We start from the raw sequence: 24,477 nt of genomic DNA, 5'->3' as shown, positions 1-24,477 counted from the left end.
AAAAGCCCTTTAAATGAAAAGGACTTTTTACATTTTTATATTTCCAGTTAATAACATATATATGGATGTGATAGCCGCAACAATAATTGCCCACATCACATACTTCTCTGCACCTACAAAGCAACGGTTCCCTTGTTCTTTTCTTGCAAACGTGTAAACAATAATTCCAATTCCATACACAATTGAAACGAGTAGTAAATTCTTTAAACCAGCTGCATAAAGAAGCCATACAGAGTAAATAGAAGCAATTAAAGCTAACGCTCCATTTTTTAATTTAGCGTCTTTTAACTCGTTTGTAATGACTAATTTAAATTGGAATAACGCTGATAATAAATATGGTAATAAAATTGATGTTGATGCAATGAAATACATAATTTGATATGTTGATTCCGAAAACAAAACGATGATAAATATAATTTGGGCAACACCATTTGAAATCCATAATGCCATGTGCGGTGTTTGCTTCTTATTTGTTTTCGTAAAGACTCTCGGAAATACGCCATCTTTTCCTGCTACATGAGAAATTTCAGAAACAAGTAAAAACCAGCCAATTAATGTACCGACAAGTGAAGCAACTAATCCGATGTTAATCGCAACTGCACCCCATGGACCAACAACGTGCTCTAATACATGTCCCATTGACGGAGTTTCTAACACAGAAAGTTCGCCTCTTGTCATAGCTCCCATTGACAGGACAGAAATTAAAATATAAATGGACATTACTAAAATAAGTCCCAATACTGTTGCCTTACCAACATCTCGACTATTCTTCGCTCTTCCAGATAATACAACCGCTCCTTCAACTCCAATGAAAACCCAAAGTGTTACAAGCATTGTATTTTTCACTTGACCAAGTATAGCGGAAAGTGAGATCGTTCCTTCTCCCCAAAAATCATGTGTAAATGTGTCCCAGCGAAAGGCTGTTACCATTACAACAATAAATAAAACGATTGGAACTAACTTCCCTATTGTTGCGATCACATTCATAATAGAAGCTTCACGGATTCCAAATAAAATTAAAAAATGAAGTGTCCATAATAAAAGTGATGCCCCAACGATAGACGCAACATTATTTCCTCCTTTGAAAATTGGAAAGAAATAACCTAATGTACTAAACAGTAACATAATTGTTGCGACATTACCTAAGATTCCTGCTAGCCAATATCCCCAAGCACTATTAAATCCAATGTATTCACCGAAACCAGCACGTGCATAACTATAAATTCCACCTTCAAGTTCCGGTTTTTGTCTTGCTAACGTTTGATATACGAGCGCAAGTGGAATCATTCCCATCGCTGTAATACACCAGCCAATTATTATTGCACCACTGTTTGCTCCTACTGCTAAATCATGCGGTAAACTAAAAACACCGCCACCAACCATTGTTCCAACTACTAATGCGATTAATGGAAAAAATCCTAACTTCTTTTCTATTTGTACCACCCCATCTGTCATTCTAGGTGTTATGTTCGTTCAACTATTAAAGTCACCTTTTTCTCTAATAGACGTTTCTCTTATATTTTTTCAGGAAAACATTACTTATTCTAAAAGAAAATGAGCAAAAATGGAATACTTTTTTGAAAAAATGTATAAGTATGCACAAAAAAACCGCTCATTTTGTAATGAACGGTCATTTCAAACATATAAATTTGTATATTTCTTGTAAATTTAACGAAGTAACTTCTCTTTTTGTAAAAATTGTTTTGCGACTTCTTCACTACTTTTACCATTTACGTTAACTTCATAATTCATTTTTCGCATTTCTTCATCTGTAATCTTTCCAGATAATTTATTTAATACCTTTTCAAGTTCAGGATATTTCTGTAACGTTTCTTTTCTTAATAATGGTGCTCCTTGATAAGGTGGGAATAACCCTTTATCATCTTTCAGCACTTTCAGTCCGTATTGCTCCAATTCACTATCTGTTGAATATGCATCAATTACGTTAACATCTCCAGATTCAATTGCGCTATAACGCAGCTTCGGCTCCATCGTTTTAACATTCGAGAACTTATAGTTATATAATTTTTGCATTCCTTTATAACCATCTTCACGATCAGCAAATTCCAATGTAAATCCTACTTTGGCTTCCTGCGCAACATTCCCTAAATCAGAAATTGTATTTATATTCTTTTGATCTGCTATTTTTTTCGGCATAGCTAGTGCATATGTATTGTTATACTCCATTGGCTTCAACATAATCATATTATATTTCTTTTCCATTCCAATGCGAGCCTGCTCATATACTTCATCACGATTTGTACTCTTTGGTTCTTCTTTCACGAAAGTAGATAAAGCTGTTCCTGAAAATTCTGGGTATATATCTACTTCCCCTGATTTCAACGCTTCAAATACAAATGCTGTTTTTCCAAGACCTGGTTTTAATTGTACGTGTAAATCTGTATCTTGTTCAATAAGCTGCTTATACATTTGAATTAAAATTTCAGGTTCTGATCCAAGTTTGCCCGCAATAACAATATCTTTCTTTTCTGTACTCCAAAGAAATGGAGAAGCAATCATTATACAAACAATACATATCGTCAATATAACACGCTTAGAAGAGCGTTTCGGTCGTTCAAGTATGCGAAGTACTATATCAAAGAATAAAGCGAGTAACGCGGCTGGTACGGCCCCTAAAATGATAAGTGCATGATCATTTCGATCTATACCTAATAGTATAAGCTTACCGAGCCCACCAGCACCAATGAGAGCTGCTAATGTAGCCGTTCCAACAATTAATACCATAGCTGTACGAATACCAGCCATAATGATAGGCAATGCAAGAGGAAGTTCTACCTTCCACAATCTTCTCCAACTATTCATCCCCATAGCTTTCGCGGCTTCTATTAGAGATTCATCTAATTCCCTTATTCCTGTATATGTATTTCGTAAAATAGGTAATAGTGCATACACAACTAATGCGATAATCGCTGGAAGTTTTCCGATTCCTACTAATGGAATTAATAGTCCGAGTAATGCAAGTGATGGCACTGTCTGCATTACTGCAGAAGTTCCTATTATAAATTCAGCCATTCGTTCTTTTCTTGTTAATAAGATGCCAAGTGGCACCGCTATAATTACTGCAAAAAATAATGAAATAAGCGATATTTGTAAATGCTCACTTAATGCAGTTAGTAATTCTATTTTTCGTTCTTGGAACGTTTGTATAAAATTAGTCACTGTTTAGCCTCTTTCCTTCATTTGTTCAACAATGTAATTGACAATATGACGACTTGTTAACGTTCCAATATATTGACCGTTTTTTTCAACTGGAACGACCTCCTCATCACGCACACGAACTAACGCTTCTTGTAAAGAAGAATGTAATGATAGCGCCTGCCCTTCTAATTGCACACTTTGATCGAGCGGCAATACATCTGCTATACTTTTCCCCTCATACCAAGTTCGCCCACGATTTCCAATGAATTCCTCTACAAATTCATTTTTCGGATTATGTATAATTCCTTCTGGTGTATCTAGTTGAACAACTTTTCCTTCTTTCATAATACAAATGCGATCTCCAAGTGATAATGCTTCTTGCATATCATGTGTTACGAATACGATTGTTTTTTGAATCTTTTTTTGCAACTGTACAATATCCTTCTGAAGCTGTTCCCTACTTAATGGATCTAACGCACTAAATGGTTCATCCATAAGAACGATTTTCGGGTTTGCAGCTAATGCTCGCACGACACCGACACGTTGTTTTTGTCCTCCTGACAATTCATCAGGCATACGATTTCGATAAATATCCGGATCTAATCCAACCATATGTAACAATTCATCGACGCGTGCTTTAATTTCTTTTTTGCTCCATTGCCTCATTTCAGGAACAACTGCAATATTTTCAGCAATTGTCATATGAGGAAACAAAGCAATCTGTTGCAACACGTATCCTATATCCCAACGTAATTCGTTTATATTATATTGTTGAATATCTTTTCCATCGATTAAAATCGATCCTTCAGTCGTTTCGATTAAACGATTAATCATCTTCATTGTCGTTGTTTTCCCGCATCCACTCGGACCGATGAGAACAAAAAATTCTCCCTTTTTAATTTCTAAATGCAATGAATCCACTGCTTTCGTGCCATCTTCATACGATTTTGACACATGATTAAATTGAATCACAAATACAACTCCTTTAATGTTGTTTCCTTTATTTTGATGGAATATGGCATTCATTTCAAATGATACGCTTTTAAATTAAAAAAGAGCTCACATTTGAGCTCTAACGGTCGAACAATATTGTTTTCATAATAGCAGCATATTCGCGAACATACATTTTTCTCTTAGAACGAATTGGCGTTTCAGCAGCTAGTGCCTCCATCTTCATGCCTAAACGCTTTGCAATTATTTTCGTTCGATATAAATGATACGTATTACTTACAACTACCGCATGTTTCACATTATATAAATCCATACTAAACTTTAAGTTTTCATACGTATTTGTAGATTGATCTTCTATTAAAATACGACTCTCATCTATACCGTGTACCATTAAATAGTTTCTCATGCTGTGAGCTTCCGGTATATCTTCATCTTCTCCTTGACCACCTGAAACAATTACTTTCGCTTCAGGATGTGAAAATAAATACTCCAACGCTACATCCAAACGATTTTGAAGAGATAAAGACGGTCTATCTCCAAATAACTTTGCACCCAGTATAAGAACGTACGGAGAGTGATAGCTCAACTTTTCACGAGCAACTTTGTTCATTCTAAACGTCATATAAATGATGTATAGTGGCGGTAATAATAAAATGATAAGAAAGATCCATTTGTTCATAAATAAGTTTGCACTCCCTTTCTTTTTATTATACAGAAAAAGAAAGGGCGGCAGAAGTGTTTTTTTAAACGATTGATTTATTAGAAACATTCGCCGCTACTTTACGTTGTGATAGTACATAATAAATAGCGATTCCTAATGAGAAGATCAATATGCAGCTTAATACGTAAAACGGAAGCATTACTCCGGCTTTAGATACACCCGCTGTAAACAGCATTAATAATACAATTCGTATTCCAGTACCAATTAGGCGAAATAAGCTGTCTACACGTCCCATTACTTCGTTTGGAATTTCCTCCATCATCAATACATTTCTCGCCACTCTTGTACCCGCATTTCCAACTGCATGAAAAATTGCAAGTCCATATAAGAAAATTACGGAAGGTTCAATAATCATTGCGGTAATTGAAATTACATAAATGAACATCGTCATAACGATTGAAACTTCTGTTTTGATATATTTCATTATGAGTGGAATACAGATTCCTGCAACAACCGCTCCAACCCCGTACATCATCCCCTCTATTGCGTATACAGAGGCATTGGCTTTAAGTATATCCGAAATATAAACTGGTATTAAATAATTTGCCATCATAACACCTATAAACGGCATATAAGTGGCCAGTAAGAACCAAAAGAGCTTAGGACGTTTTTTCATAAAGTGAATTCCTTCAAACAATTGCTTCTTAAATGTTATTTTTCTTTTCACTTCTTTTTTCTTTACGTACGGTATACATAAGAAAAGAAAAAATGCTCCAGCAAAAGTTAACATGTCTACTAACAAAATCCACTTCAAAGATACAATTTCAATTAAGAAGCTCGCGGCCGCTCCAGAAATAACTTGTGTTAACTGTCCTTGTATTTCCATCGTTCCACTTAAACTTTTATAATGTTCTGCTTGAAATATCTCTTGGTTGAACGCAAATATTGTAGGATAAAATAATAAATAGTAGAATGATCCGGCTATATAAATAAGAATATAGTGGATAGAATGATAAGGTTGCCCAGCAAATCCCCATATAACCATTATTCCGATTACGGCTATTCCGATTCCTTCGTTACATAGCAATAAAGATTTTCTTGAAAAACGATCAATACTTTGCCCAATGAATGGTGTTAATAAAAACATAATGAGGGTTGCAATGATAGAAACATAACCAAATGTTGTCTCTCCTCCACTCTCTTTAATTAACAGCCAAGGAATCGTTATCATAACAATTCCGGAACCAATAGCAGATAGACTATTGGCTCCTAGAATGTAATACAAGCGAGAATCATGATAAAGTGAGGACATATCACTCCACTCCTAGTTGTTTTTTCACCTCTTTATATACGCTCATATATGCTTTCAATTCTTTAACTACATCATGAATTAATGGTTTTGCATCTTCCCCAAGTTCACCATCTTGCACATGTAATCCATCAAGCACAACTTGTTTTGGAATTGCATTTGCATAAACACCTCTAGCGACCGTTCGCATGCTGTTTAATGCATTTATTCCACCTTTACCGCCACCAGCAACCGCTAACAACGCAACTGGTTTATGAATAAATTCACTACTACTTAAGTAATCTAAAGAGTTTTTCAGCGCACCGCTCATCGCATTATGATATTCTGGTGTACATAATACAACCCCATCCGCAGCTTTCACTAACGTTTTTAATTTTTTTACTGCCTCTAAATCACGTTGCGACTCTTCTCCATTGTATAAAGGTAACTCCTCAATTGCTAAATCATATAATTCCCCTTCAAATTGATCCGCAATATATTTTGCCACCACGCGAGTTCTACCAAATTTTCTTGGTGTACCGTTAATAACGACTAGTTTCATGATTATTTCTCCCCTTTGTTTTCAAGTTCTACTTATATATTATCAGAAATTTCTATACAAAACACAATATAAAGAGTTAACTTGTTTCATAAAATAGTATGATAAACAAAAAAGAACTCATACTTTCGTATGAGTTTCGTACAATTACTTTGATTCATCTCTCATGCTCAATGTACCTAAACTTTCATTTGCTTCAAAATGATTATATGCTTTTTCCGCTAATCTTTTCCGTTCTTCTGGTAATTCTATATATTTCATTACGTTTTCAATTATTTTTTCGTACGGAGTAAATACAATTCCTGGCCACTCTACCTCATCTTCTGGATTACTATTTTCGGAAATAATAAATTTCTTATTTGCGACTGCATAAGATACGCGAGGTGTTTCAAGAATTCCTGATAAGTAAAAATGAATATTTAATATAATTTTAGCTCTAGCAATCAATTCATTTCGAACAATTCCCCACGCATTATTTTTAAAAACTATATTTAAATTCGGGGCAATCGCTTTTAGATGATCAAAAATAGCTTGTCGCCTCGGATTAAGAGCACCTATAAACAGAATATCAATATCTTCAATAATCTCATCTTCAAACGCATCTTTTTTTATTTCCAAAGTTGGAGCATAGTTCATTTCTACATGTTTTATTTCTTTTCCTACCCCTTTTTGTTTAAGCCATTCTATATTTTGTTTACTATAATCCCAAATCACTCTATCTTTTAATAATATTAAATAAAGGGGATGCGCATATGGACTTCCTTCGTATAGCTGTTCTAAATTATAAATAATTGCATCTTTCGGAAGAAGGTTCGGGTTATATGCGTATGTATGGGCTCCAAAAACAACTGTATTCTTTACATTTCCCAGTATTGTTTCTGATATAATTACTGTATTTCCCTCCTGCTCCAACCGCCACTTTAAAGCTCGCGCAACATCTATGAAACTACCGTATGTCTTTGGGCATATAAAAAGACAATAATCATATTCTTTATTCAAATAAACTTCCATTAATCTTAAATTATTTTTATATAGATCTACATCCGGATGTTTAAGTACCAACTCATTTGCATGTTTTCTTGCTACTTTATATAATCCAGCATAATAAGCAGCGATGCATCTTCTTAATTCGATTCTTTCCCGATCTTCATCTAATACATCCATGTTTAAAAGAAGATTTGCGATACAGTACGCTTTTAAATGATCACGATCATAATAATAGTCTAGTAGTGGCATCAATTCTTCATACGTATTTCCATGCACCGATTCTCCTAGTTCAATCGCCCATCGCATTAATTCCATGATTACTCCACTACTCCTTTAATCGAAAATGTATTTAATAAAATTTCGCATTATTCTCTACTATATTTGCTATATGAAATGGAATCTTTTCTTTTATCGATTCCAAATACTTTTGCGACACCGCCCCTAAATGTTTTTTATGAGGTATATAGAAAGCACTAATAGAAATTTCATAGTCAAATAAGTAATCATACACATGATAATCTACAAATAGTAGATCATCCTTTGGAAAAGGAATTTCCTTCCCTTGCAGAGCATACATCAAAGCAATATTGTTTTGAGATCGTAATCGATACAATCTTGCAAGTTGGTATAATGGTTCAGCCCGGGTTGGTCTATATTCCCACGCTTTTTGAAAATAAAAAACAGCTAACGCTAAATATTGCTCTTCTTGCCCTTTAACAGTTTCTTTTTCATCAGCATCTGTCACTTCATTTTGTTTATTTGCTGAACGATTTGCTAACTGCTCATAACAAAATCCTATTCGCAATAACGAATAGAATACCTCTTCAACCCAACCCCCTGCTTCCACTCGTTTTTTATACCATTTAATCGAATCTTCAAATTGACTTAAATGAAAATAAGTCTGAGCTAAATAAAATAAATATCTTATATGCAAATCTGGCGTTGTTTCTGGGTCGTTTATTCCTTGTAACAACAACCTCTCATCTCTTTCAAATTTATCAGCTTTACTCCCGCCATCTCCGGGATCATTCACGACAAGAGTCTCTAACCGATCTACCTTCGTATTGTAATTCGCTCCAACTTTTGAGCGATCTATATCCCAATACTCATGAGTAACACCGACAGATTTCCATGGTAAAGAAGCTTTCAAAAGACGTGTAAGCCAATATTTAATATGAACATCATATTGCAATGTAAGATAATGATCTTCCGTTAAGCTCGTTTTATCGAAATTCGGATCAACCTCTAAAATCATATCCGCATCTAATATTAATAAATAATCTGCTTCTGGGTATGTTTTTTGCGCTAACGAAACAGCTAAGCTTCTGTTATAACCAAAGTTTTTAAACGGCTCATGATGAACCGTCCCAGGTATCTTATTTTCCTTACACCAATTTTCAATAATTTCAGGCGTATTATCCGTCGATCCAGTATCACAAATAGAAACAAAGTCTACAATTGATTTTGTTGCATTTAAACATCTTTCCATAATTCTAGACTCATTTTTGACGATCATACAAAGACATAACTTTTTTTCTTCCTTTACAGACTTCACTTGCTCATTTCCCATTTAACCACCTCATATTTTATTAACACGCTCTTCTCATATGTAACAACATTTCTTAGCTATACTGATGACATAAGCACCCTTTTACTATTTATGAAAACTTCATTTTATTTATTCTTACTTTTATGTTGGGACATATTTCATGCTTCGCTTTATATTTGATACAATCAATACAAAAAACATAATACGGGAATCCGTACATTTCAAAGTCTAAGAGGAGGTTATATTTTGTTGGATTACATTTGGCTAGATGACAAATCACCAATTTTAGAACAACTACCAAGAAACTTTAAATTTGCAGCTATATTGCTACATCCTTTTATCCAAATGCCTTTAGGATGGGAAAGGTCTGTGAGAAAAAGACCATATGAGCACATCTATCCTAGCGCTGAAGAAATCATTTATAATGGGAAATCCGTTTCTTGGAAGGAAATGATGTCTTGTAGTGGATTACATTCATACGCAGACCTAGCAATGGCCATGTTGACTTCCATTAGTGCCCTTTCAGAAGAATATAAAAGAGAGGATTTAGCTGAAAAGCTACATTCAAACTTAAAAAAAGATCTGTATTATCCAACAGAAGATTATACGTCTATATTTTTATTACACAAATTACTTAAACTCCTCGGTTCTAAAGGTGCAAAAAATCTATATTTCTCTGAACCAATTCTTGATACAAACGGATTATTACAGGTAAATAATACTACTCCATTAGATATTTGGGACATTAGCAATAATGAGTTAATTATTACTGGCGAAGATAATGAGTATGCGTTTATGAGTATATACGATTCCTTTACAACCTTATTATTAGCTAAAGAAGAAAATATAGAATATATTGTTCATTCAATGAACGTTGAAGCTATCATTTGTGACAAAAAAACGATGATTGATTGGTATTTTTAAATTAGTAGTTTCTTAAACTATAAAAAAGAAACTTGCGCTTATGCACAAGTTTCTTTTCAAAAACATCCTTATTTTTTCACAACTTCATGTCCACCGAACTGATTACGTAGTGCTGAAACTACTTTTCCATGGAATGTATCATCTTCCTGAGAACGATAGCGCATAAATAATGACATAGCGATTACTGGTGCTGCAGCTTGAAGTTCAAGTGCAGTTTCAACAGTCCATTTTCCTTCTCCTGAAGAGTTCATTACACCTTTAATGCCATCTAGTTTCGGATCTTCTGCAAATGCTTTTTCAGTTAAGTCCATTAACCAACCACGGATAACTGATCCGTTCGCCCATACTTTTGCAACATCTTCATAATTGAAATCAAAGTCACTCTTATCTAGTACTTCAAATCCTTCAGCGATTGCTTGCATCATGCCGTACTCAATACCGTTATGAACCATTTTTAAGAAATGACCACTACCAACACGGCCAGCATAAGAATAGCCATTTTCTACTGCTAAATCTTTAAATAAAGATTCTAATTGGTCGTAAATTTCTTTTTCTCCACCAACCATTAAGCAAGCACCGTATCTAGCTCCTTCTACACCGCCTGATGTACCGATATCTACATAATGTAATCCGAAGCTTTTTGCTTCTTCAGCACGGCGTAACGTATCTTTATAGAATGAATTTCCGCCTTCAATAACGATATCACCTTCATCTAATAACGGATACACATCTTTTAATACTGACTCTACAACTTCTCCTGCAGGCACCATTACCCAAATTGTACGAGGAGCTTCTAGTTCAGCAATCATTTCTTTTAATGTATGACGTGCAGTAATTCCTAGTTTTCCTGCCTTTTCAACAAGCTCTTTATTTACATCGTATACAACTACTTCATGCTTGTCTTCATATAAGTGTTCAGCTAATGGGAATCCCATTTTTCCTAATCCAATTAAACCTAGTTTCATATTAATTAATCTCCTATTCTATACAAATATATTTAATATCGAAATTAGCCCAAGTGCTACTACAGATAATATAGTCTCCATTGCAGTCCATGTTAATAATGTTTCTTTCACAGTCATTCCGAAATACTCTTTAATCATCCAAAATCCTGAATCATTCACGTGTGATAAAATTAATGACCCTGCACCAGTTGCAAGTGCTAATAATTCAACATTTACACCTGGTGTGCTTGCTGCAATCGGCGCAACAATACCAGCTGCTGTCATCATAGAAACAGTTGCCGATCCAGTTGCAATTCGGATTAGTGCCGCAATTCCCCACCCTAATAATATCGGTGAAATATGTGATTCTTTCGCCATATCTGCAATTGTCGTTCCAATTCCAGAATCTAATAATACTTTATTAAATGCGCCGCCTGCACCAATCACTAACAATATGTTTGCAATAGGTCCAAGGCAATCATTTGTAAATTGTAACACTTTATCTTTTGAGAAACCTTTTGCATATCCAAGACTAAAGAAAGAGTAAATGGTTGCAATTAATAAAGCCACAATCGGATCTCCAATAAAGTGTAATACTTGTGCTAGTTGACTCGTTTTATTTAATGCAACTTCTGCTATTGATGCACCAAGCATAAGAAATACGGGAAGTAAAATTGTAAACAATGTATTCCAAAAGCTAGGAAGCTCTTTTTTATTATCTTTTTCAACAAATTGCTCCGCTATATCTAATGGTACTTCCTTATGTATACGAGCACCAATCCATTTCCCGTAAAGTGGACCTGAAATAATTGCAGTTGGAAGTCCGACAATTAACGCATATAAAATTGTCTTCCCTACATCTGCTTTAAAAATACCAACTGCCGCCATTGCCGCTGGATGCGGTGGAACAAGTCCGTGTACGACTGACAGTCCTGCTACTAGCGGAATACCAATTGTAATAAGTGATACCCCAGTTTCTAACGCAATTGTAAATACTAACGGAATTAATAGTACAAATCCAACTTGGAAAAATACCGGAATTCCTACTAAAAATGCAACGAACATCATCGCCCAGTGAACTCGTTTCTTCCCAAAACGATTAATTAATGTGTTAGCGATACGTTCAGCACCACCAGATTCGGCCATCATTTTTCCAAGCATCGTTCCTAGTGCTAAAACTATTGCTAAAAACCCTAACGTATTACCAAGCCCTAGTTTAATAGAATCAATAATCCCTGGATCTTTTGGTGAAGTTCCAATTAAAGGCATTCCCATTGCTAATCCTACACCAATTGCTGTTAAAATTAATGCGACAAATGGATGCCATTTTACTACCGTAATAAGTAAAAGTAGTATGACAACTGCCGCTAGTACGATCCCAACTACCATTTCTCCCAATCCCCCTATTGTTTACGTTGGAAAGCAGCTATACAATCAAATTCTTCTTTCAAGCGATTGTAAAGTCGTTCATACATATAAAACATTTCTAAATATATAGCCGTATTTTCTTTATTCGGTACATGGTGATGGACAATATCAATCCAATCCTTTACCTCTTCAAGAGAATCAATTTTTCCTACAGCATATAAAGCAACTGCCGCTGCCCCAAGCGCAGATGCTTCATGACTTTCAGGTACAAGCAATTCTTTTCCCATCATATCGGACAACATTTGTCTCCAAAATGCAGATTTTGCAAACCCTCCTGAAACTCGTATTTCAGTAAGTGGCCCTGTACAATCCCTGATTGCGAGTGCTACTGAATATACACTCATACAAACACCTTCCATCACTGCACGTATAAAATGTTCTCGCTTATGTTGAAGATTGATTCCAAAGAATGTACCACGAGCATTTGCATTCCAGTAAGGTGCGCGTTCTCCAGATAAGAAAGGTAAGAACAATAGCCCATCCGCTCCAGCTGGTACGCTTTCTGCATATTTAATTAATAAATCATAAGGATCAATGCCGAGCTTTCTTGCTACTTCTTGCTCTGGACTACCAAATTCATCACGTAACCATCTCAGTAATATTCCGCCGTTATTCGTTGGACCACCGATTACCCAGTGCTCATCTGTTAATGCGTAACAAAACGTTCTCCCTTTCTCATCTGTATTTATATTTGATGAGATTGTTCGAACCGCACCACTCGTTCCAATCGTAATTGCAGCCGCACCCGGTGATATCGCACCAACTCCTACATTTGCAAGAACCCCATCACTTGCTCCGATGACAATTGGTGTTTCTGCACTTATCCCCATCTTCTGTGCTAATTCTGGCTTCATACCTGATAAAATATATGTAGTTGGTACAGGGGTTGATAATTGTTCTGGTGACATATGTAACATAGTTAAAACATCTTCATCCCAGTTTAATGTTTCTAAATTAAATAACCCTGTAGCAGAAGCAATCGAATAATCAACTACGTAGCGTGAAAATAATTGGTAAATCACATACTCTTTAATGGAAATGAATTTATAGGCACTTGTATATAACTCTGGTTCCTCTTCTTTCATCCATAACAATTTAGAAAGTGGTGACATTGGATGAATCGGTGTACCTGTACGTCTATAAATTTCATGCCCATTCATTTGTTGTAATAATTTTTCTGATTGCTTCTTACTTCGATTATCTGCCCAAATGATAGAACGCGTTAATGGCGCACCATTTTCATCTACTGCAATTAATGCGTGCATAGCTGTACTAATACCGATTGAAGAAATATCTTCTGGTAATACATTACCCTTTTCAATGGCAACGCTTACACTTTTGTATACAGCGGCACATATTACATCAGGATCTTGCTCAGCCCATCCTACATTCGGTTGAATAATTGGGTAATCGATTGCATGTGATGCAATGACTTTTCCTTTTTCTGTGAACACAACCGTTTTTGTACTTGTGGTACCGATATCAATCCCGATTACTCTCCCCCTTGTTTCCATGCGAATCTTCCCTTCATTTCTAGCAAAATACGATTTAGTAAACCGTTTACATGAATTAGTATATAAAATATTTTTTCGTTTATCAAGTTATAAAAAGAAAATTTTTTTCATATCAAAAAATAAATCCCCTCATTCCATTTCACTTATATACTAAATTTAGCTTTTCCATGCGGTAAAATGACGTTATATTCGTTACGCAATACACTCTTTCCTCTCATTAACAACACATACATAGTCCTCCATACGTTCTACTTATTTGCTTGAAGAAAGAGTTGAAAAGCAATATTTATTTTTAGCGGTCACGTAACATCACCATCAAGCCAAGAAAAGTAACTAACCGCAGAATGAGAATTCTGTGCATTTTACTCTTATTTATTGTTTTAGGTTCACTAGTCTTTTGTCTTGATAAACATAGAGCGTGACCCCCTATTATCACTTTTTTATCTTGTAAATATATCTTGCATACTATAAAATCGAAAAGTATTTTTATTTTTCAGAAAAATAAAAACAATAACACGAAATTTATTGTATAATGTTGTAAAAAGATGTCGGAGGGATTTAATGTTAAATAAAATATCTCAATTCACAATTAAGCTTTCATCAATTCTTTTATCACTCTTACTATTATTAAATTTACCTTATTTATTTATTACTCAACAAGGATTTACCTTTCAACCAATTTATTTTTTTAATCAGACCGTTACTATGTTAAAACAGGTTTTTTCCCCTGAATCATTAGTGATTATAGGATCAGACCCGAAGTTTGGCCATTTCAAAAAAACACCATTATTTCCAACTGTTTTAGAACCTTACCTATATTCATTTACTATATTATTTTTAGCCTTTTTTCTTGCTCTCTTTTTATCATCTAGCATGGCATTTTTTTATTTTTTAGCAAAAGATTATATAAAAAAATGGATAAACCGAATTGTGTTCATATTAGAAGCTGTCCCTGATATGATGATGATGATTTGTTTGCAAATTTTTTTCATATGGGTACTTCAGAAATTTGGGGAATCTCCTGTCACTATTATTTCCTTTAATGAAAATCGAGCTTATTTACTCCCTATTTTATCATTAGCTGTCTTACCTACATTACAAATGTTTCGGATGATGGTGTTATACATAAAAGAAGAGCAAGGAAAACATTACGTAGAGGTTGCATATGGAAAAGGCCTTTCATCAAGTTATATACTATGCATTCATTTATTCAAAAATATATCTATCCACTTCTTCCACCATTTAAAAACGATTTTTGTTTTCTTACTTTCTAATTTATTCATTTTAGAATTTGTTTTTAATATGGAAGGCATTATTCAATTTTTATTTAATAAGGCGTTTGTTTCACCTCCAGCTGCATTTATCATACTTGTTATGATTATTTTACCATTTTATGCCATTTTCCAAATAGTCTCATTCATGATGAATAGATGGAAAAAGCAATTGAAAGGAGTATCATTATGAAATCTATTTGGAAATCAAAACGCTTTTTAATCGGCTTTACTTATCTATTCATACTTATTTCAGCTAGTTTTATTTATAGTTGGTTCTTTAAAGATAACATCCCAAAACCTCCTCAGTTACTTTACAATGACAATAACGAATTACTTGGAAAGGCCCCCTTTCCGCCATCGTTAATTCCACCTTTTGGATCTGATCGTTTTGGAGAGTCTGTTTTCTTACAAATTGTAGAAGGAGCAAAATTCACTATTTTATTAGCCATGGCAATTAGCTTCTTTCGAATTTTATGCGGAACATGTATAGGAATCCTCTTAAGTTTATTTGCTCCAAAACTCAAGAGATTTTTCCAGTCATGCTCAGAAGTTTTTTATTATATTCCAACTCTATTTATCGCATTCATACTCATCACGCCCGTTAATATTATAATCACATCAAATGCTGATGGGATAGATCCAAATATTTCATTTACGTTTTATCAAGTACTCGTACTTATTTTCGTCGCTCTGCCTACACTTTCTTTATACATATCCTCAGAAGTTGATGAATTTATGAAACAAGATTACGTCTTAAGTTCACAATTACTGGGGGCTAGTCGTTTTCATATTATAAAAAAACACTTACGAGTCTTATTACTTGACCGCTTATTTGTATTATTTATGGAACATATCGTCCAAACACTCATACTCGTTATCCATTTAGCGTTGCTTAACATTGTAATTGGCGGCATACAAATGCGTGAACTCTATGACGGAGTGCCCAAACCTGTTTCTCTATCTAATGATTGGGCAGGTCTTATTGGATTAAATCGTAATGAAATGAATCTTTCATGGTGGATTATTTTTTATACTCTCGCTTCATTCTTTATTACGATTCTATTTATTAAGCTTATGACCATCGGGATTCAAGATGCACTGAAAGCAAGAGATTCGCAAATTGTAGCAATTCAAAACGTTCCAGATCATAAAAAATTTGTTAAACATAAAGATTCCTTTTCGTTTGCCAATAAAGTAAACCTTTAATCATTTCTCATTAATCAAGTATTAATTGGCATCGATATTAGTAGAAAATAAAGAAGATGATCCCTATTAAATACAGGGATCATCTTCTTATACTGTCTAACTTTTTTACATGTCCTTTGCTAGACTCATGCTTTTTATATTTAAAGTGAATTATTTGCAATCACAATTATGTTTTTTAAAATCAATTACCATACGCCCTTGAATTCTACCTTGTTCCATTTCTTCGAATACATTTTGTACTTTATCTAGAGAACAAGTTTGAACAACCGGCACTACTTTTCCTTCTGCCCCGAACATAAACGCCTCTTCCAAATCTTTACGAGTACCAACTAGAGAACCAACTACTTCAATTCCATCCAGTACAAGTCGTGGGATGTTTAAGTCCATTGTTTCTACTGGTAGCCCTACTGCAACTACTTTACCGCAAGCACGTACTGCATCAACTGCTGAGTTAAAGGCTACTTTAGAGACTGCTGTTACTACCGCAGCATAAGCGCCACCAAACTCCTCTTGCACAATTTTATCAGCAGGACCTTGAGAAATTGGATTGATAGTCATATCAGCACCAACTTCTTTCGCTAAGGCTAATTTGTCGTCATTAATATCTACTGCGATTACCTTTGCACCAAATACATTTTTAGCATATTGGATAGCTAAGTTACCTAATCCACCGCAGCCATAGATTACAATAGGTTGACTAGGTTTAATATCTGATACTTTAATAGCTTTATATGTAGTTACACCAGCACAAGTAATTGATGATGCTTGAGCAGGATCTAATCCTTCTGGTACTTTTACCGCATAATCAGCTGTAACGATACATTGTTCAGCCATACCACCATCCACTGAATAACCAGCGTTTTTAACTTCACGGCAAAATGTTTCTCTACCAGTTACGCAATATTCACAACGTCCACAAGATTGGAACATCCATGCAATACTTACACGGTCACCTATCTTTAGTGAAGTAACATCATCAGCTATTTTCGTAACAATACCTACACCCTCATGACCAAGAATACGGCCATCAGTGTTACCAAAATCATGATTCGCAACGTGTAAATCAGTGTGGCAAACTCCACAATACTCTACATCTACTAACGCTTCACCTGAGTGTAACGGACGTAATTCTTTTTCAATCACTTCGATGTTTGCTTTGCTGTTTTTATTAACCACTACTGCTTTCATATGTGATCTCCCCTTTAGTGTTTTAGCATTTTAATGAGTTTATCTCACAACTACTTTCTTCACTACTTTGGCTAGTTATTGTACCAAATTTAAGTGTGCAATCATCATTACATCTTCATCATAACATGACACTTCATAAACAACTTGTGAAATTATGAACAATATTTGAATTATTACACAAATCGGTCTTTATTTTAAATTTTTAAAAATGAGAGTTTATCATTGACTATAAGTAAGTCACATATTTCTAAAACAAAATAAAGTAACAAACTTCTCACCGATAAAAAAGCTCTTCACTCAATATTTTCTACATGTAAACACTTAGTTTCACAGTAATATCCTTTGCCACCAACATAAACTTTTTCTATTTTATTTTTGCTATTGGTTGCTAATTTAACTAATATTTCAGAAGGCGAGTGTAAAGAATAACCTTGTTCAAATACATAGACTTCTTTTTTCAAGTAGTCCTGTTCATAAAGGTAGCAAGCTAATGCACCGTTCGAAGTTCCAGTCGCTGCTTCTTCATTGATGTCGTATAGCGGAGCAAAATTTCTGCATATAATTCGATTGTCATTAAAAGTATATAAATGCATCCCGACAACATTATAATACTTGCTGATTTCTTTAATTTTTTCAAAATTAGGTTGCAGTGCATGTAATTGTATTTCGCTTTTTATAGGAATTAAAATATCTTTTAAGCCCGTGGAGACAATTTGAATTGGGTATTTATTGTCTATATCTTTACTATCAAAACAGTCGGTGAACTCATTTGGAGATACAACATCATAGAATATCGGTTTATTTTGTTCCATGAATATGATGTCATCTGTTATAGTAATAGTAAGAACACCGCTGTTCGTTTCAATCGTATAGCGATTCCTGAAAAGTTTATTTAAATGCATCAGTATCGCGAAAGAGCCAATTGTGGCATGACCACATAAATCAACTTCTTCTTTTGGAGTAAAATACTCAAATTTATAATCAGCAAGTTCAGATTCTGATATAAATGCGGTTTCCGCATAACCCAGTTGTTTGGCTATTTCCATTTTTTGAGTAGTGGTCAATGTATTTGTATTCTCAATAAATACCACTCCTGCTTTATTTCCGCCTTTATGATCCTTGCTAAATGCACTTGCAACATAAACAGATATTTTCATAAGACATCTTCCTCACTTATAGTAAATTATAGTATAGAAAGCACTACATATAAATTCCATTGGATAAATTATCCCTAAAATAAGAAACAAACTATTTTTAGCATTTGAACTCTCCAAAAATAGTTTGTCTACAGTCTGAAAGCTCTTCATTTGAAGAGCTTTTTTTATATTCGCTTCATCGAAATCGTTTCACGTATACTTTGTAAATTTTTTAGAGTTTCCTCTTGTCGCTGCAACGACAACCCTACATACAAAGTATCTAATAAGCTTAACTGTGCTAATCGTGATGAACTTGCTTCTGTGCGGAATTCAGTCTCACGTGTTGATGTATATAACGTTATATCAGCAAGTTGACTTAATGCTGATTTCTTATAGCTCGTAATCGCAATAATTTTGGCCCCTCTTGCTTTCGCTACTTCTAACGCTTCAAGTAATCCTTTATTGCTACCAGAATGAGAAATACCAATAACAACTGAATTTTCCGAGAGTAAACCTGCTCCCATAATTTGAAAATGCGAATCAGTATGAGCGATACAAGAAATACCCGTTCTCATAAACTTATGATACGCATCCATTGCAATAATACCAGAGCCACCATTTCCATAAAACTCAATTCGACTTGCTTCTTGTAAGGCTCGTACAGCCTGCTCAAGTGCCGTTTCATTAAGCAAATGTAAAGTATCTTGCAGTCCTGTAATATGCGAATGAAAAACTTTTTTAGCAACAGTTACCATACTATCTTCTGCTGATACCTCTTCATGGATATTTTGCATCGGTGTATGTACAATTTCACGAGCTAATGTAATCTTTAAATCTTGAAAACCTTGCAAACCAAGGTTTTTACATAAGCGGAATATCGTAGCTTCGGAACTATTCGTAACTTCAGCTAATTCTGTAATAGATTTATGTACAACATCTTGTGGATGTTTCAAAATATGTTCGGCAATACTTCGCAATTTCGGTGATAAACCATTTAACGAAGCCTGAATCTTTCCAATCCCACTTCTTGTACCAGGCATAGCATATCCTCCCCTTCCATCGTAGCTTTATCCTGTAAAAACCGATTAGTTAAACTAATCATCAGTGGGGATGGTCCCCCACTGATTAGAGTTTCACTTTATTGTACCTAATTATCGAAAGAAGAAAAACCTATATTAGGGATTACTATAAATTTTAATTGCTCCTATGTATTCTGTCATACGATATAACAGAATTATTCATGCTTATGAATAATTCTCTCCATGTTTCACTGCGTATAATGCGGCTTGCGTACGATCATCCACTTCCAATTTAGCTAAAACGTTTGAAACGTGTGTTTTCACAGTTTGTTCTGTAATATGAAGTTCTGCTGCAATCTCCTTGTTGCTTCTTCCTTTCGCAATTTCGCGAAGTACCTCTTGCTCTCTTTTCGTTAACATTGAAAAAGGATTTTCTACTTCCTTCTTTACTGCAGAACGCCCCATTAATGCAGGTGTTACTTTCGGGTGAAAATTCGCATTTCCTTGATGTACTGCAATAATAGAAGCGACAAGTTGCTCAGGTTGTACTTCTTTTAATTGATAACCATCTGCTCCAGCTTCAAGTGCTGGTATAACATAATCTTGCTCTGAAAAACTACTTAATATAAGTACCTTTATTGTCTCATCATATTGCTTTAGACGTTTTGTTGCCTCAATTCCATCCATTTTCGGCATCGATACATCCATTAGTACGACATCTGGTCTTTCTTTTTGCACGAAATGTAATGCCTCTTCGCCATTTTCCGCTTCCCCAATAATTTCAAATTCTTCTCTCGTTTTCAAAAAGAATACAAGTCCTCTTCGAACAATATGATGATCCTCAACTAGTAGCAGTTTAATCTTCAACCTTATTCTCCCCTTCAAATCGGCAATTGAATTTCTATTTTTGTACCCTTTTTCAGCTCTGTTATAATTTGAAACGATCCCTTCATTAACTGAATACGTTCCTTCATACTTTTCAGGCCAAGTGCTGATTCCCTTACTTGTTCTTGTATAAATCCTATTCCATTGTCTTCTATGTAAAAATGTAACTGGTTATTTTCTATTTTCAAAAGAATATGTACCTTTTCACACGAAGCATGCTTTTTACAATTATGTAGCGCCTCTTGGCTAATACGCCATAAAACTTCTTCTATTTCATCCCCAATTGAAACCATCCCATCAATTCGAACTTCCACTTGAACTCCTAATAACTTCCCGTAATTTTGAATTGCTTCTGCTAATCCTTTCTCCAATCCTTCAGGTCTTAATTGCCAAATTAATAGCGTCATCTCTTGTAATGCTTCTTGTGATAATTCCCCAATATAACTTAACATCTCTTGCAATTCTCTATCTTGCGTCATATTCAGAGTACCTTTCGCCGTTAGCATAATAGAAAATAACAATTGTTTTACTGAATCATGTAAATCACGTGCAAGTCGATTTCTTTCCGCTACCACTACATATTTACGTTCTTTCTCAACTAATTGAATACGTTGTATTGTCGTTCCAATTTGAAATGCAATTGATTCTAATAAGGCTAACTCTTCCTCAGAAAAATGAGTCTTATGAGGTGCAGCCACATTTAGTAGACCAAATTTTTCTGATCCAGACCTAAGCGGAATTGTCGCATGATGTGTAACATCTTCTGTCTCTCCCCAATTACATTCAATTGCATCTTCTATTCGCTTACATTCAATAATATTAGTCGCTTTTTCCAATCTCCCATTCACAAAACGTTCTACACACCAACAGTTTCCTTCACACATCGGCTTCTTCTTTTGCCACGTAAGAGCCTCTGGTAAATTTTCGTCTACAAGCATGCTGTGCTTTCCACTTTCATCAATAAAGAATATCCACCCTGTTTGTAAATTCATTACTTGTAACAATGTATGCAACACTTTTTCCAACATATGCTGTAAGTTTGTTGCTTCATTTAATAATTCAGCAATTTCTTTTAATGCTTCTAAACGACGCATCTCTTTTTCTTCAAAGTTCATTCTCATCACCAACTACAATTATAACATTAAGAAATTTCTAAATTCTATAAATAAAAAAAGAACCGAATTCCTTCAGCCCTTTCTTTATATCAATCATTTTATTATTGTTATTCTATCCAATGTTGGAAGCAGAATTTTTGTTAACAAACGATTCTACTTTAGCTGTCCGATAAAGATTGTCCACCATGGATATGCTGTAAACCTTCAGTAGTAACAACCATATTCGCTGCTGGCATTTGCACTTGATTCTTATGGAACATAGACATTAATTCAAATCTTACTTGTCTAGAAGTTTCAAAATAATCTTCTGGCTTTATTAAACCTGTAATACAAAATTCATAGCCAACATATTTCAAGTTAGGATTTAAGTCTGTAACACCGACGTATTTAAATGGTTCAACAGCCTCATCCTCTACTCTATAAAGAGTTTGATTCAATTCTTCATTACATATAATACATACTTCTTCTAACAATTCCTTCACTCTTGTTGGATCTTCCTGATAACTTACCGTGATGCGTTCAATTACACGCATCCATCCTTTATTAAAATTTTGTATCGTTCTAATCTCTCCGTGCGGGATGGTAAGTAGTTTTCCTGACCATTCACGAATTTGCATAAAACGAATACTAATCTCTTCAATAGTTCCTGAATTTGTTCCGTTAAAAGTTACAAAATCACCAACCCGAAACTCTTTGTCCGCTAATCTTGCAAAGCCTAATATAACATCTTTTAGCATCTGTTGTGCAGCAAAACCGATGACAACTCCAGCTATCCCTGCACCTGCAATAATACTTTTTATATCTACAAATTGGCTAATTAAATATATGATAAGACTGATGATAATGATATATCTAAAAATAGATCGAATTACACTTTGAATCGTCTGCTCTACCTCTTCATCAAAAAAGCTTGATTTCCTAAAAAACCAATCAATAATACGGTTTATTACAAAAGAAATAATGATTAAAACTAAAGCAAATAGTAAAAATCTTAAAAGTAAAAACTCTCTTACATAATTAAAAAATTCTTCAGTATACGTTAATAAGCTCATTTAACCACTTCCTTACTAATTAAAAAATTCATAATCGCCTAAGTTTGTTCCAGAAAAATCTATTATCCTAATCTAAAATGCCACTATCCTTACTATGTATTTTGACTCTATTACTAATTCACCTTAAACAGTATGTCTAGGTGTTCTTTTTCCTTTCCCTTTAAATATACCCTTTTTAATAACCTAAGGGGGGAGCAAATCGTGAAATTTTTTTATACGTTAAAACTTTATTCATCTCATTACGATTTCAACTCATTTATTCATTAACTACGTAAAAAAAGAGCTGAATTTATCAGCTCTTTTATTCAATATTAATTGTTGTCTTACTACTTTTTTCTTCTTTCAATTTTGGCAATTCAATTGTCAATACGCCATCTTTATAATTTGCTTTAACATTTTCTTCCTCAACTTGTTTAAAATTAAAGCGTCGAGTTACAGAACCTATAGAACGTTCTTTACGAATATATGTGCCATTCTCGTCTTTTTCTTCTACTTCATTATGATTCGTTGCTTGGATCGTTAATATATCTTGTTCAAAATCAACTTGAATGTTTTCTTTTTGAAAACCTGGTAAATCTGCTTTCACAGTATATTTACCAGATTGCTCATGAACATCTACTTTAAAAGTATCCATGTTCAGTGGCTTAAAGAAAGCATCTGTCATCCCTTCTAATAAAGAAGGCCCAAAATCAAAAATGCCATTTTGACGTTTTGTTATCTCTGGAAATAAATTACGCATATTTTTTCCTCCTTATTATTTATGAATGAAAGATTATCTCTTTCTGCCTTTATTATAACATTTGGTCAAAAAAGGTCAAAGTTTTTGTTTGACCTTTTTTGATGTATATTTTACCAAATAAAACAAATAAGTTATATGTCATCTCTCCCCTTATAAAGAGGAATATATCTACATAATAACGAATAGTTTATTTGCTCTTATTTTTTCTTACGGAGGTTACATACAATGGGATATATTGAAGAACTTAGAAAAGTTGTCGGATCAAGACCACTCAATCTAGCAGGAGTTGCTGTAGCTGTTTTCAATGAACAAGGACAAATAAAAGAGACCTTTTTTAAAGGCCTCTTTTTTCACTTCACTTCTGCATGTAAGCATGACTTAAAATGTCCAAGTGCATATTCATGCCCTTGTGCATTAAAAGATGCAACCGCCTTTTCATAAACAACAATTTTAAACCCTTTATTATAAGCATCTACTGCTGTATGAAGAACACAAATATCGGTACAAACACCTACAAGATGAACTTCTTCTATTCCTCTTTCTCTTAGCTTCATATCTAAATCCGTTCCAGCAAATGCACTATACCGTGTTTTATCCATATAATATACATTCTCTGCATTTTTATATGTTTCGTACACATCTTGTAATTCACCAAACAAATCTCTTCCACTTGTACCAGCTATATTATGGGGCGGGAATAACTTTGATTCTGGATGATATACATCATTTTCTTCATGTTTATCAATAGCAAAGACAACGTAATCTCCATTTTCAATATATTGCTTCGTTATATGTACAATTTCCTTCTCAATTTCCTGTCCTGGTTTCCCGCAAGTTAAAGCCCCCTTTTCCGCTACAAAATCATATGTATAATCAATATTAATAAGAGCTCGTTTCAT

General features: G+C 34.3%; 22 protein-coding genes and 1 pseudogene. 4 read left to right on the top strand and 19 right to left on the bottom strand.

Annotation, left to right across the window (positions count from 1 at the left end):
• Positions 1 to 27: 27 nt before the first annotated feature.
• From DN399_RS10790 to DN399_RS10755, 8 genes are all read right to left on the bottom strand, one after another.
• Positions 28 to 1,455, bottom strand: coding sequence for a basic amino acid/polyamine antiporter (locus tag DN399_RS10790; RefSeq protein WP_000129451.1), 1,428 nt, complete (start codon positions 1,453 to 1,455; stop codon positions 28 to 30).
• Between the two features lie 213 nt (positions 1,456 to 1,668).
• The gene (locus tag DN399_RS10785; RefSeq protein ID WP_000181014.1) at positions 1,669 to 3,180 is read right to left on the bottom strand and encodes an ABC transporter permease/substrate-binding protein; all 1,512 of its coding nucleotides are present in this window, start codon (positions 3,178 to 3,180) and stop codon (positions 1,669 to 1,671) included.
• A gap of 3 nt (positions 3,181 to 3,183) precedes the next feature.
• Positions 3,184 to 4,131, bottom strand: a complete 948-nt coding sequence (locus DN399_RS10780) for an ABC transporter ATP-binding protein (protein ID WP_000614085.1) — start codon at positions 4,129 to 4,131, stop codon at positions 3,184 to 3,186.
• 100 nt (positions 4,132 to 4,231) lie between these two features.
• Positions 4,232 to 4,789 carry a YdcF family protein gene (locus DN399_RS10775; RefSeq protein WP_001045713.1) on the bottom strand — a complete coding sequence of 186 codons (558 nt, stop codon included), beginning with the start codon at positions 4,787 to 4,789 and terminating at the stop codon, positions 4,232 to 4,234.
• A 64-nt stretch (positions 4,790 to 4,853) separates the two neighbouring features.
• Positions 4,854 to 6,083, bottom strand: a complete 1,230-nt coding sequence (locus DN399_RS10770; protein ID WP_000097159.1) for an MFS transporter — start codon at positions 6,081 to 6,083, stop codon at positions 4,854 to 4,856.
• A gap of 1 nt (position 6,084) precedes the next feature.
• Positions 6,085 to 6,621 (bottom strand): NADPH-dependent FMN reductase, encoded by a 537-nt coding sequence (locus DN399_RS10765; RefSeq protein ID WP_000780355.1) that lies wholly within the window; start codon positions 6,619 to 6,621, stop codon positions 6,085 to 6,087.
• A 144-nt stretch (positions 6,622 to 6,765) separates the two neighbouring features.
• Positions 6,766 to 7,920 (bottom strand): CgeB family protein, encoded by a 1,155-nt coding sequence (locus DN399_RS10760; RefSeq protein ID WP_149149547.1) that lies wholly within the window; start codon positions 7,918 to 7,920, stop codon positions 6,766 to 6,768.
• A 34-nt stretch (positions 7,921 to 7,954) separates the two neighbouring features.
• A complete protein-coding gene (locus DN399_RS10755) occupies positions 7,955 to 9,175 on the bottom strand; it encodes a glycosyltransferase (protein ID WP_149149546.1) in 1,221 nt (406 codons plus the stop codon).
• Between the two features lie 225 nt (positions 9,176 to 9,400).
• Here DN399_RS10755 and DN399_RS10750 point away from each other — a divergent pair, with 225 nt between their 5' ends.
• Positions 9,401 to 10,078 carry a DUF2711 family protein gene (locus DN399_RS10750; RefSeq protein ID WP_179953530.1) on the top strand — a complete coding sequence of 226 codons (678 nt, stop codon included), beginning with the start codon at positions 9,401 to 9,403 and terminating at the stop codon, positions 10,076 to 10,078.
• A gap of 68 nt (positions 10,079 to 10,146) precedes the next feature.
• On the opposite strand, the gene gnd is transcribed toward DN399_RS10750, so the two are convergent.
• The 3 genes from gnd to gntK are packed head-to-tail and all read right to left on the bottom strand — an operon-like array spanning position 10,147 to position 13,964.
• Entirely contained in the window at positions 10,147 to 11,043 is an 897-nt protein-coding gene (gnd, locus tag DN399_RS10745) for a phosphogluconate dehydrogenase (NAD(+)-dependent, decarboxylating) (RefSeq protein WP_006925155.1), read from the bottom strand.
• Between the two features lie 18 nt (positions 11,044 to 11,061).
• Positions 11,062 to 12,411, bottom strand: coding sequence for a GntP family permease (locus tag DN399_RS10740; protein WP_000260208.1), 1,350 nt, complete (start codon positions 12,409 to 12,411; stop codon positions 11,062 to 11,064).
• 14 nt (positions 12,412 to 12,425) lie between these two features.
• Entirely contained in the window at positions 12,426 to 13,964 is a 1,539-nt protein-coding gene (gene gntK, locus DN399_RS10735; RefSeq protein WP_149149545.1) for a gluconokinase, read from the bottom strand.
• Between the two features lie 561 nt (positions 13,965 to 14,525).
• Between gntK and DN399_RS10730 the strand changes: the two genes are divergently transcribed.
• Positions 14,526 to 15,428, top strand: coding sequence for an ABC transporter permease subunit (locus DN399_RS10730; RefSeq protein ID WP_000932683.1), 903 nt, complete (start codon positions 14,526 to 14,528; stop codon positions 15,426 to 15,428).
• Positions 15,425 to 16,444 (top strand): ABC transporter permease, encoded by a 1,020-nt coding sequence (locus DN399_RS10725; protein ID WP_149149544.1) that lies wholly within the window; start codon positions 15,425 to 15,427, stop codon positions 16,442 to 16,444. The genes DN399_RS10730 and DN399_RS10725 overlap by 4 nt, the downstream gene beginning before the upstream one ends.
• A 150-nt stretch (positions 16,445 to 16,594) precedes the next feature.
• Here the strand turns inward: DN399_RS10725 and adhP are convergent, their stop codons facing one another.
• The 7 genes from adhP to DN399_RS10690 form a co-directional block, all read right to left on the bottom strand.
• Positions 16,595 to 17,632, bottom strand: coding sequence for an alcohol dehydrogenase AdhP (adhP, locus tag DN399_RS10720; RefSeq protein WP_000649119.1), 1,038 nt, complete (start codon positions 17,630 to 17,632; stop codon positions 16,595 to 16,597).
• A 293-nt stretch (positions 17,633 to 17,925) separates the two neighbouring features.
• Positions 17,926 to 18,789 (bottom strand): PhzF family phenazine biosynthesis protein, encoded by an 864-nt coding sequence (locus DN399_RS10715; RefSeq protein ID WP_000704323.1) that lies wholly within the window; start codon positions 18,787 to 18,789, stop codon positions 17,926 to 17,928.
• A 164-nt stretch (positions 18,790 to 18,953) separates the two neighbouring features.
• Positions 18,954 to 19,808 carry a MurR/RpiR family transcriptional regulator gene (locus DN399_RS10710; protein WP_001119646.1) on the bottom strand — a complete coding sequence of 285 codons (855 nt, stop codon included), beginning with the start codon at positions 19,806 to 19,808 and terminating at the stop codon, positions 18,954 to 18,956.
• Positions 19,809 to 20,012: 204 nt separating this feature from the next.
• On the bottom strand, positions 20,013 to 20,654 hold the full coding sequence (casR, locus tag DN399_RS10705) for a two-component system response regulator CasR (RefSeq protein ID WP_000694629.1): 642 nt from the start codon (positions 20,652 to 20,654) through the stop codon (positions 20,013 to 20,015).
• A gap of 14 nt (positions 20,655 to 20,668) precedes the next feature.
• Positions 20,669 to 21,787 (bottom strand): two-component system sensor histidine kinase CasK, encoded by a 1,119-nt coding sequence (gene casK / locus DN399_RS10700; protein ID WP_001008471.1) that lies wholly within the window; start codon positions 21,785 to 21,787, stop codon positions 20,669 to 20,671.
• 158 nt (positions 21,788 to 21,945) lie between these two features.
• Positions 21,946 to 22,839, bottom strand: coding sequence for a mechanosensitive ion channel family protein (locus DN399_RS10695; protein WP_000055426.1), 894 nt, complete (start codon positions 22,837 to 22,839; stop codon positions 21,946 to 21,948).
• 301 nt (positions 22,840 to 23,140) lie between these two features.
• Complete coding sequence (locus DN399_RS10690; RefSeq protein ID WP_016122429.1) at positions 23,141 to 23,578, bottom strand: Hsp20/alpha crystallin family protein; 438 nt, start codon at positions 23,576 to 23,578, stop codon at positions 23,141 to 23,143.
• A 225-nt stretch (positions 23,579 to 23,803) separates the two neighbouring features.
• On the opposite strand from DN399_RS10690, the pseudogene DN399_RS28355 reads away from it, so the two are divergent.
• Positions 23,804 to 23,899, top strand: a pseudogene (locus tag DN399_RS28355) (NUDIX hydrolase); the annotation flags it as partial.
• A 29-nt stretch (positions 23,900 to 23,928) separates the two neighbouring features.
• Here DN399_RS28355 and DN399_RS10680 read toward each other — a convergent pair.
• A complete protein-coding gene (locus DN399_RS10680) occupies positions 23,929 to 24,477 on the bottom strand; it encodes a cysteine hydrolase family protein (protein ID WP_000816761.1) in 549 nt (182 codons plus the stop codon).

Origin of the sequence: Bacillus sp. AR4-2 (genome assembly GCF_008274865.1) — a bacterium.
Classification (GTDB): domain Bacteria; phylum Bacillota; class Bacilli; order Bacillales; family Bacillaceae_G; genus Bacillus_A; species Bacillus_A cereus.
This window is presented reverse-complemented; position numbering and strand designations above follow the sequence as displayed.

What these genes read in the sequence shown, in the direction of transcription:
- DN399_RS10680 (WP_000816761.1), bottom strand. Translation starts at nt 24,477, where the DNA reads ATGAAACGAGCTCTTATTAATATTGATTATACATATGATTTTGTAGCG.
- gnd (WP_006925155.1), bottom strand. Translation starts at nt 11,043, where the DNA reads ATGAAACTAGGTTTAATTGGATTAGGAAAAATGGGATTCCCATTAGCT.
- DN399_RS10690 (WP_016122429.1), bottom strand. Translation starts at nt 23,578, where the DNA reads ATGCGTAATTTATTTCCAGAGATAACAAAACGTCAAAATGGCATTTTT.
- DN399_RS10740 (WP_000260208.1), bottom strand. Translation starts at nt 12,411, where the DNA reads ATGGTAGTTGGGATCGTACTAGCGGCAGTTGTCATACTACTTTTACTT.
- DN399_RS10755 (WP_149149546.1), bottom strand. Translation starts at nt 9,175, where the DNA reads ATGGGAAATGAGCAAGTGAAGTCTGTAAAGGAAGAAAAAAAGTTATGT.
- DN399_RS10715 (WP_000704323.1), bottom strand. Translation starts at nt 18,789, where the DNA reads ATGAAAATATCTGTTTATGTTGCAAGTGCATTTAGCAAGGATCATAAA.
- DN399_RS10775 (WP_001045713.1), bottom strand. Translation starts at nt 4,789, where the DNA reads ATGAACAAATGGATCTTTCTTATCATTTTATTATTACCGCCACTATAC.
- DN399_RS10790 (WP_000129451.1), bottom strand. Translation starts at nt 1,455, where the DNA reads ATGACAGATGGGGTGGTACAAATAGAAAAGAAGTTAGGATTTTTTCCA.
- casK (WP_001008471.1), bottom strand. Translation starts at nt 21,787, where the DNA reads ATGAACTTTGAAGAAAAAGAGATGCGTCGTTTAGAAGCATTAAAAGAA.
- DN399_RS10730 (WP_000932683.1), top strand. Translation starts at nt 14,526, where the DNA reads ATGTTAAATAAAATATCTCAATTCACAATTAAGCTTTCATCAATTCTT.
- DN399_RS10770 (WP_000097159.1), bottom strand. Translation starts at nt 6,083, where the DNA reads ATGTCCTCACTTTATCATGATTCTCGCTTGTATTACATTCTAGGAGCC.
- DN399_RS10765 (WP_000780355.1), bottom strand. Translation starts at nt 6,621, where the DNA reads ATGAAACTAGTCGTTATTAACGGTACACCAAGAAAATTTGGTAGAACT.
- DN399_RS10710 (WP_001119646.1), bottom strand. Translation starts at nt 19,808, where the DNA reads ATGCCTGGTACAAGAAGTGGGATTGGAAAGATTCAGGCTTCGTTAAAT.
- gntK (WP_149149545.1), bottom strand. Translation starts at nt 13,964, where the DNA reads ATGGAAACAAGGGGGAGAGTAATCGGGATTGATATCGGTACCACAAGT.
- DN399_RS10725 (WP_149149544.1), top strand. Translation starts at nt 15,425, where the DNA reads ATGAAATCTATTTGGAAATCAAAACGCTTTTTAATCGGCTTTACTTAT.
- DN399_RS10695 (WP_000055426.1), bottom strand. Translation starts at nt 22,839, where the DNA reads ATGAGCTTATTAACGTATACTGAAGAATTTTTTAATTATGTAAGAGAG.
- DN399_RS10760 (WP_149149547.1), bottom strand. Translation starts at nt 7,920, where the DNA reads ATGGAATTAATGCGATGGGCGATTGAACTAGGAGAATCGGTGCATGGA.
- adhP (WP_000649119.1), bottom strand. Translation starts at nt 17,632, where the DNA reads ATGAAAGCAGTAGTGGTTAATAAAAACAGCAAAGCAAACATCGAAGTG.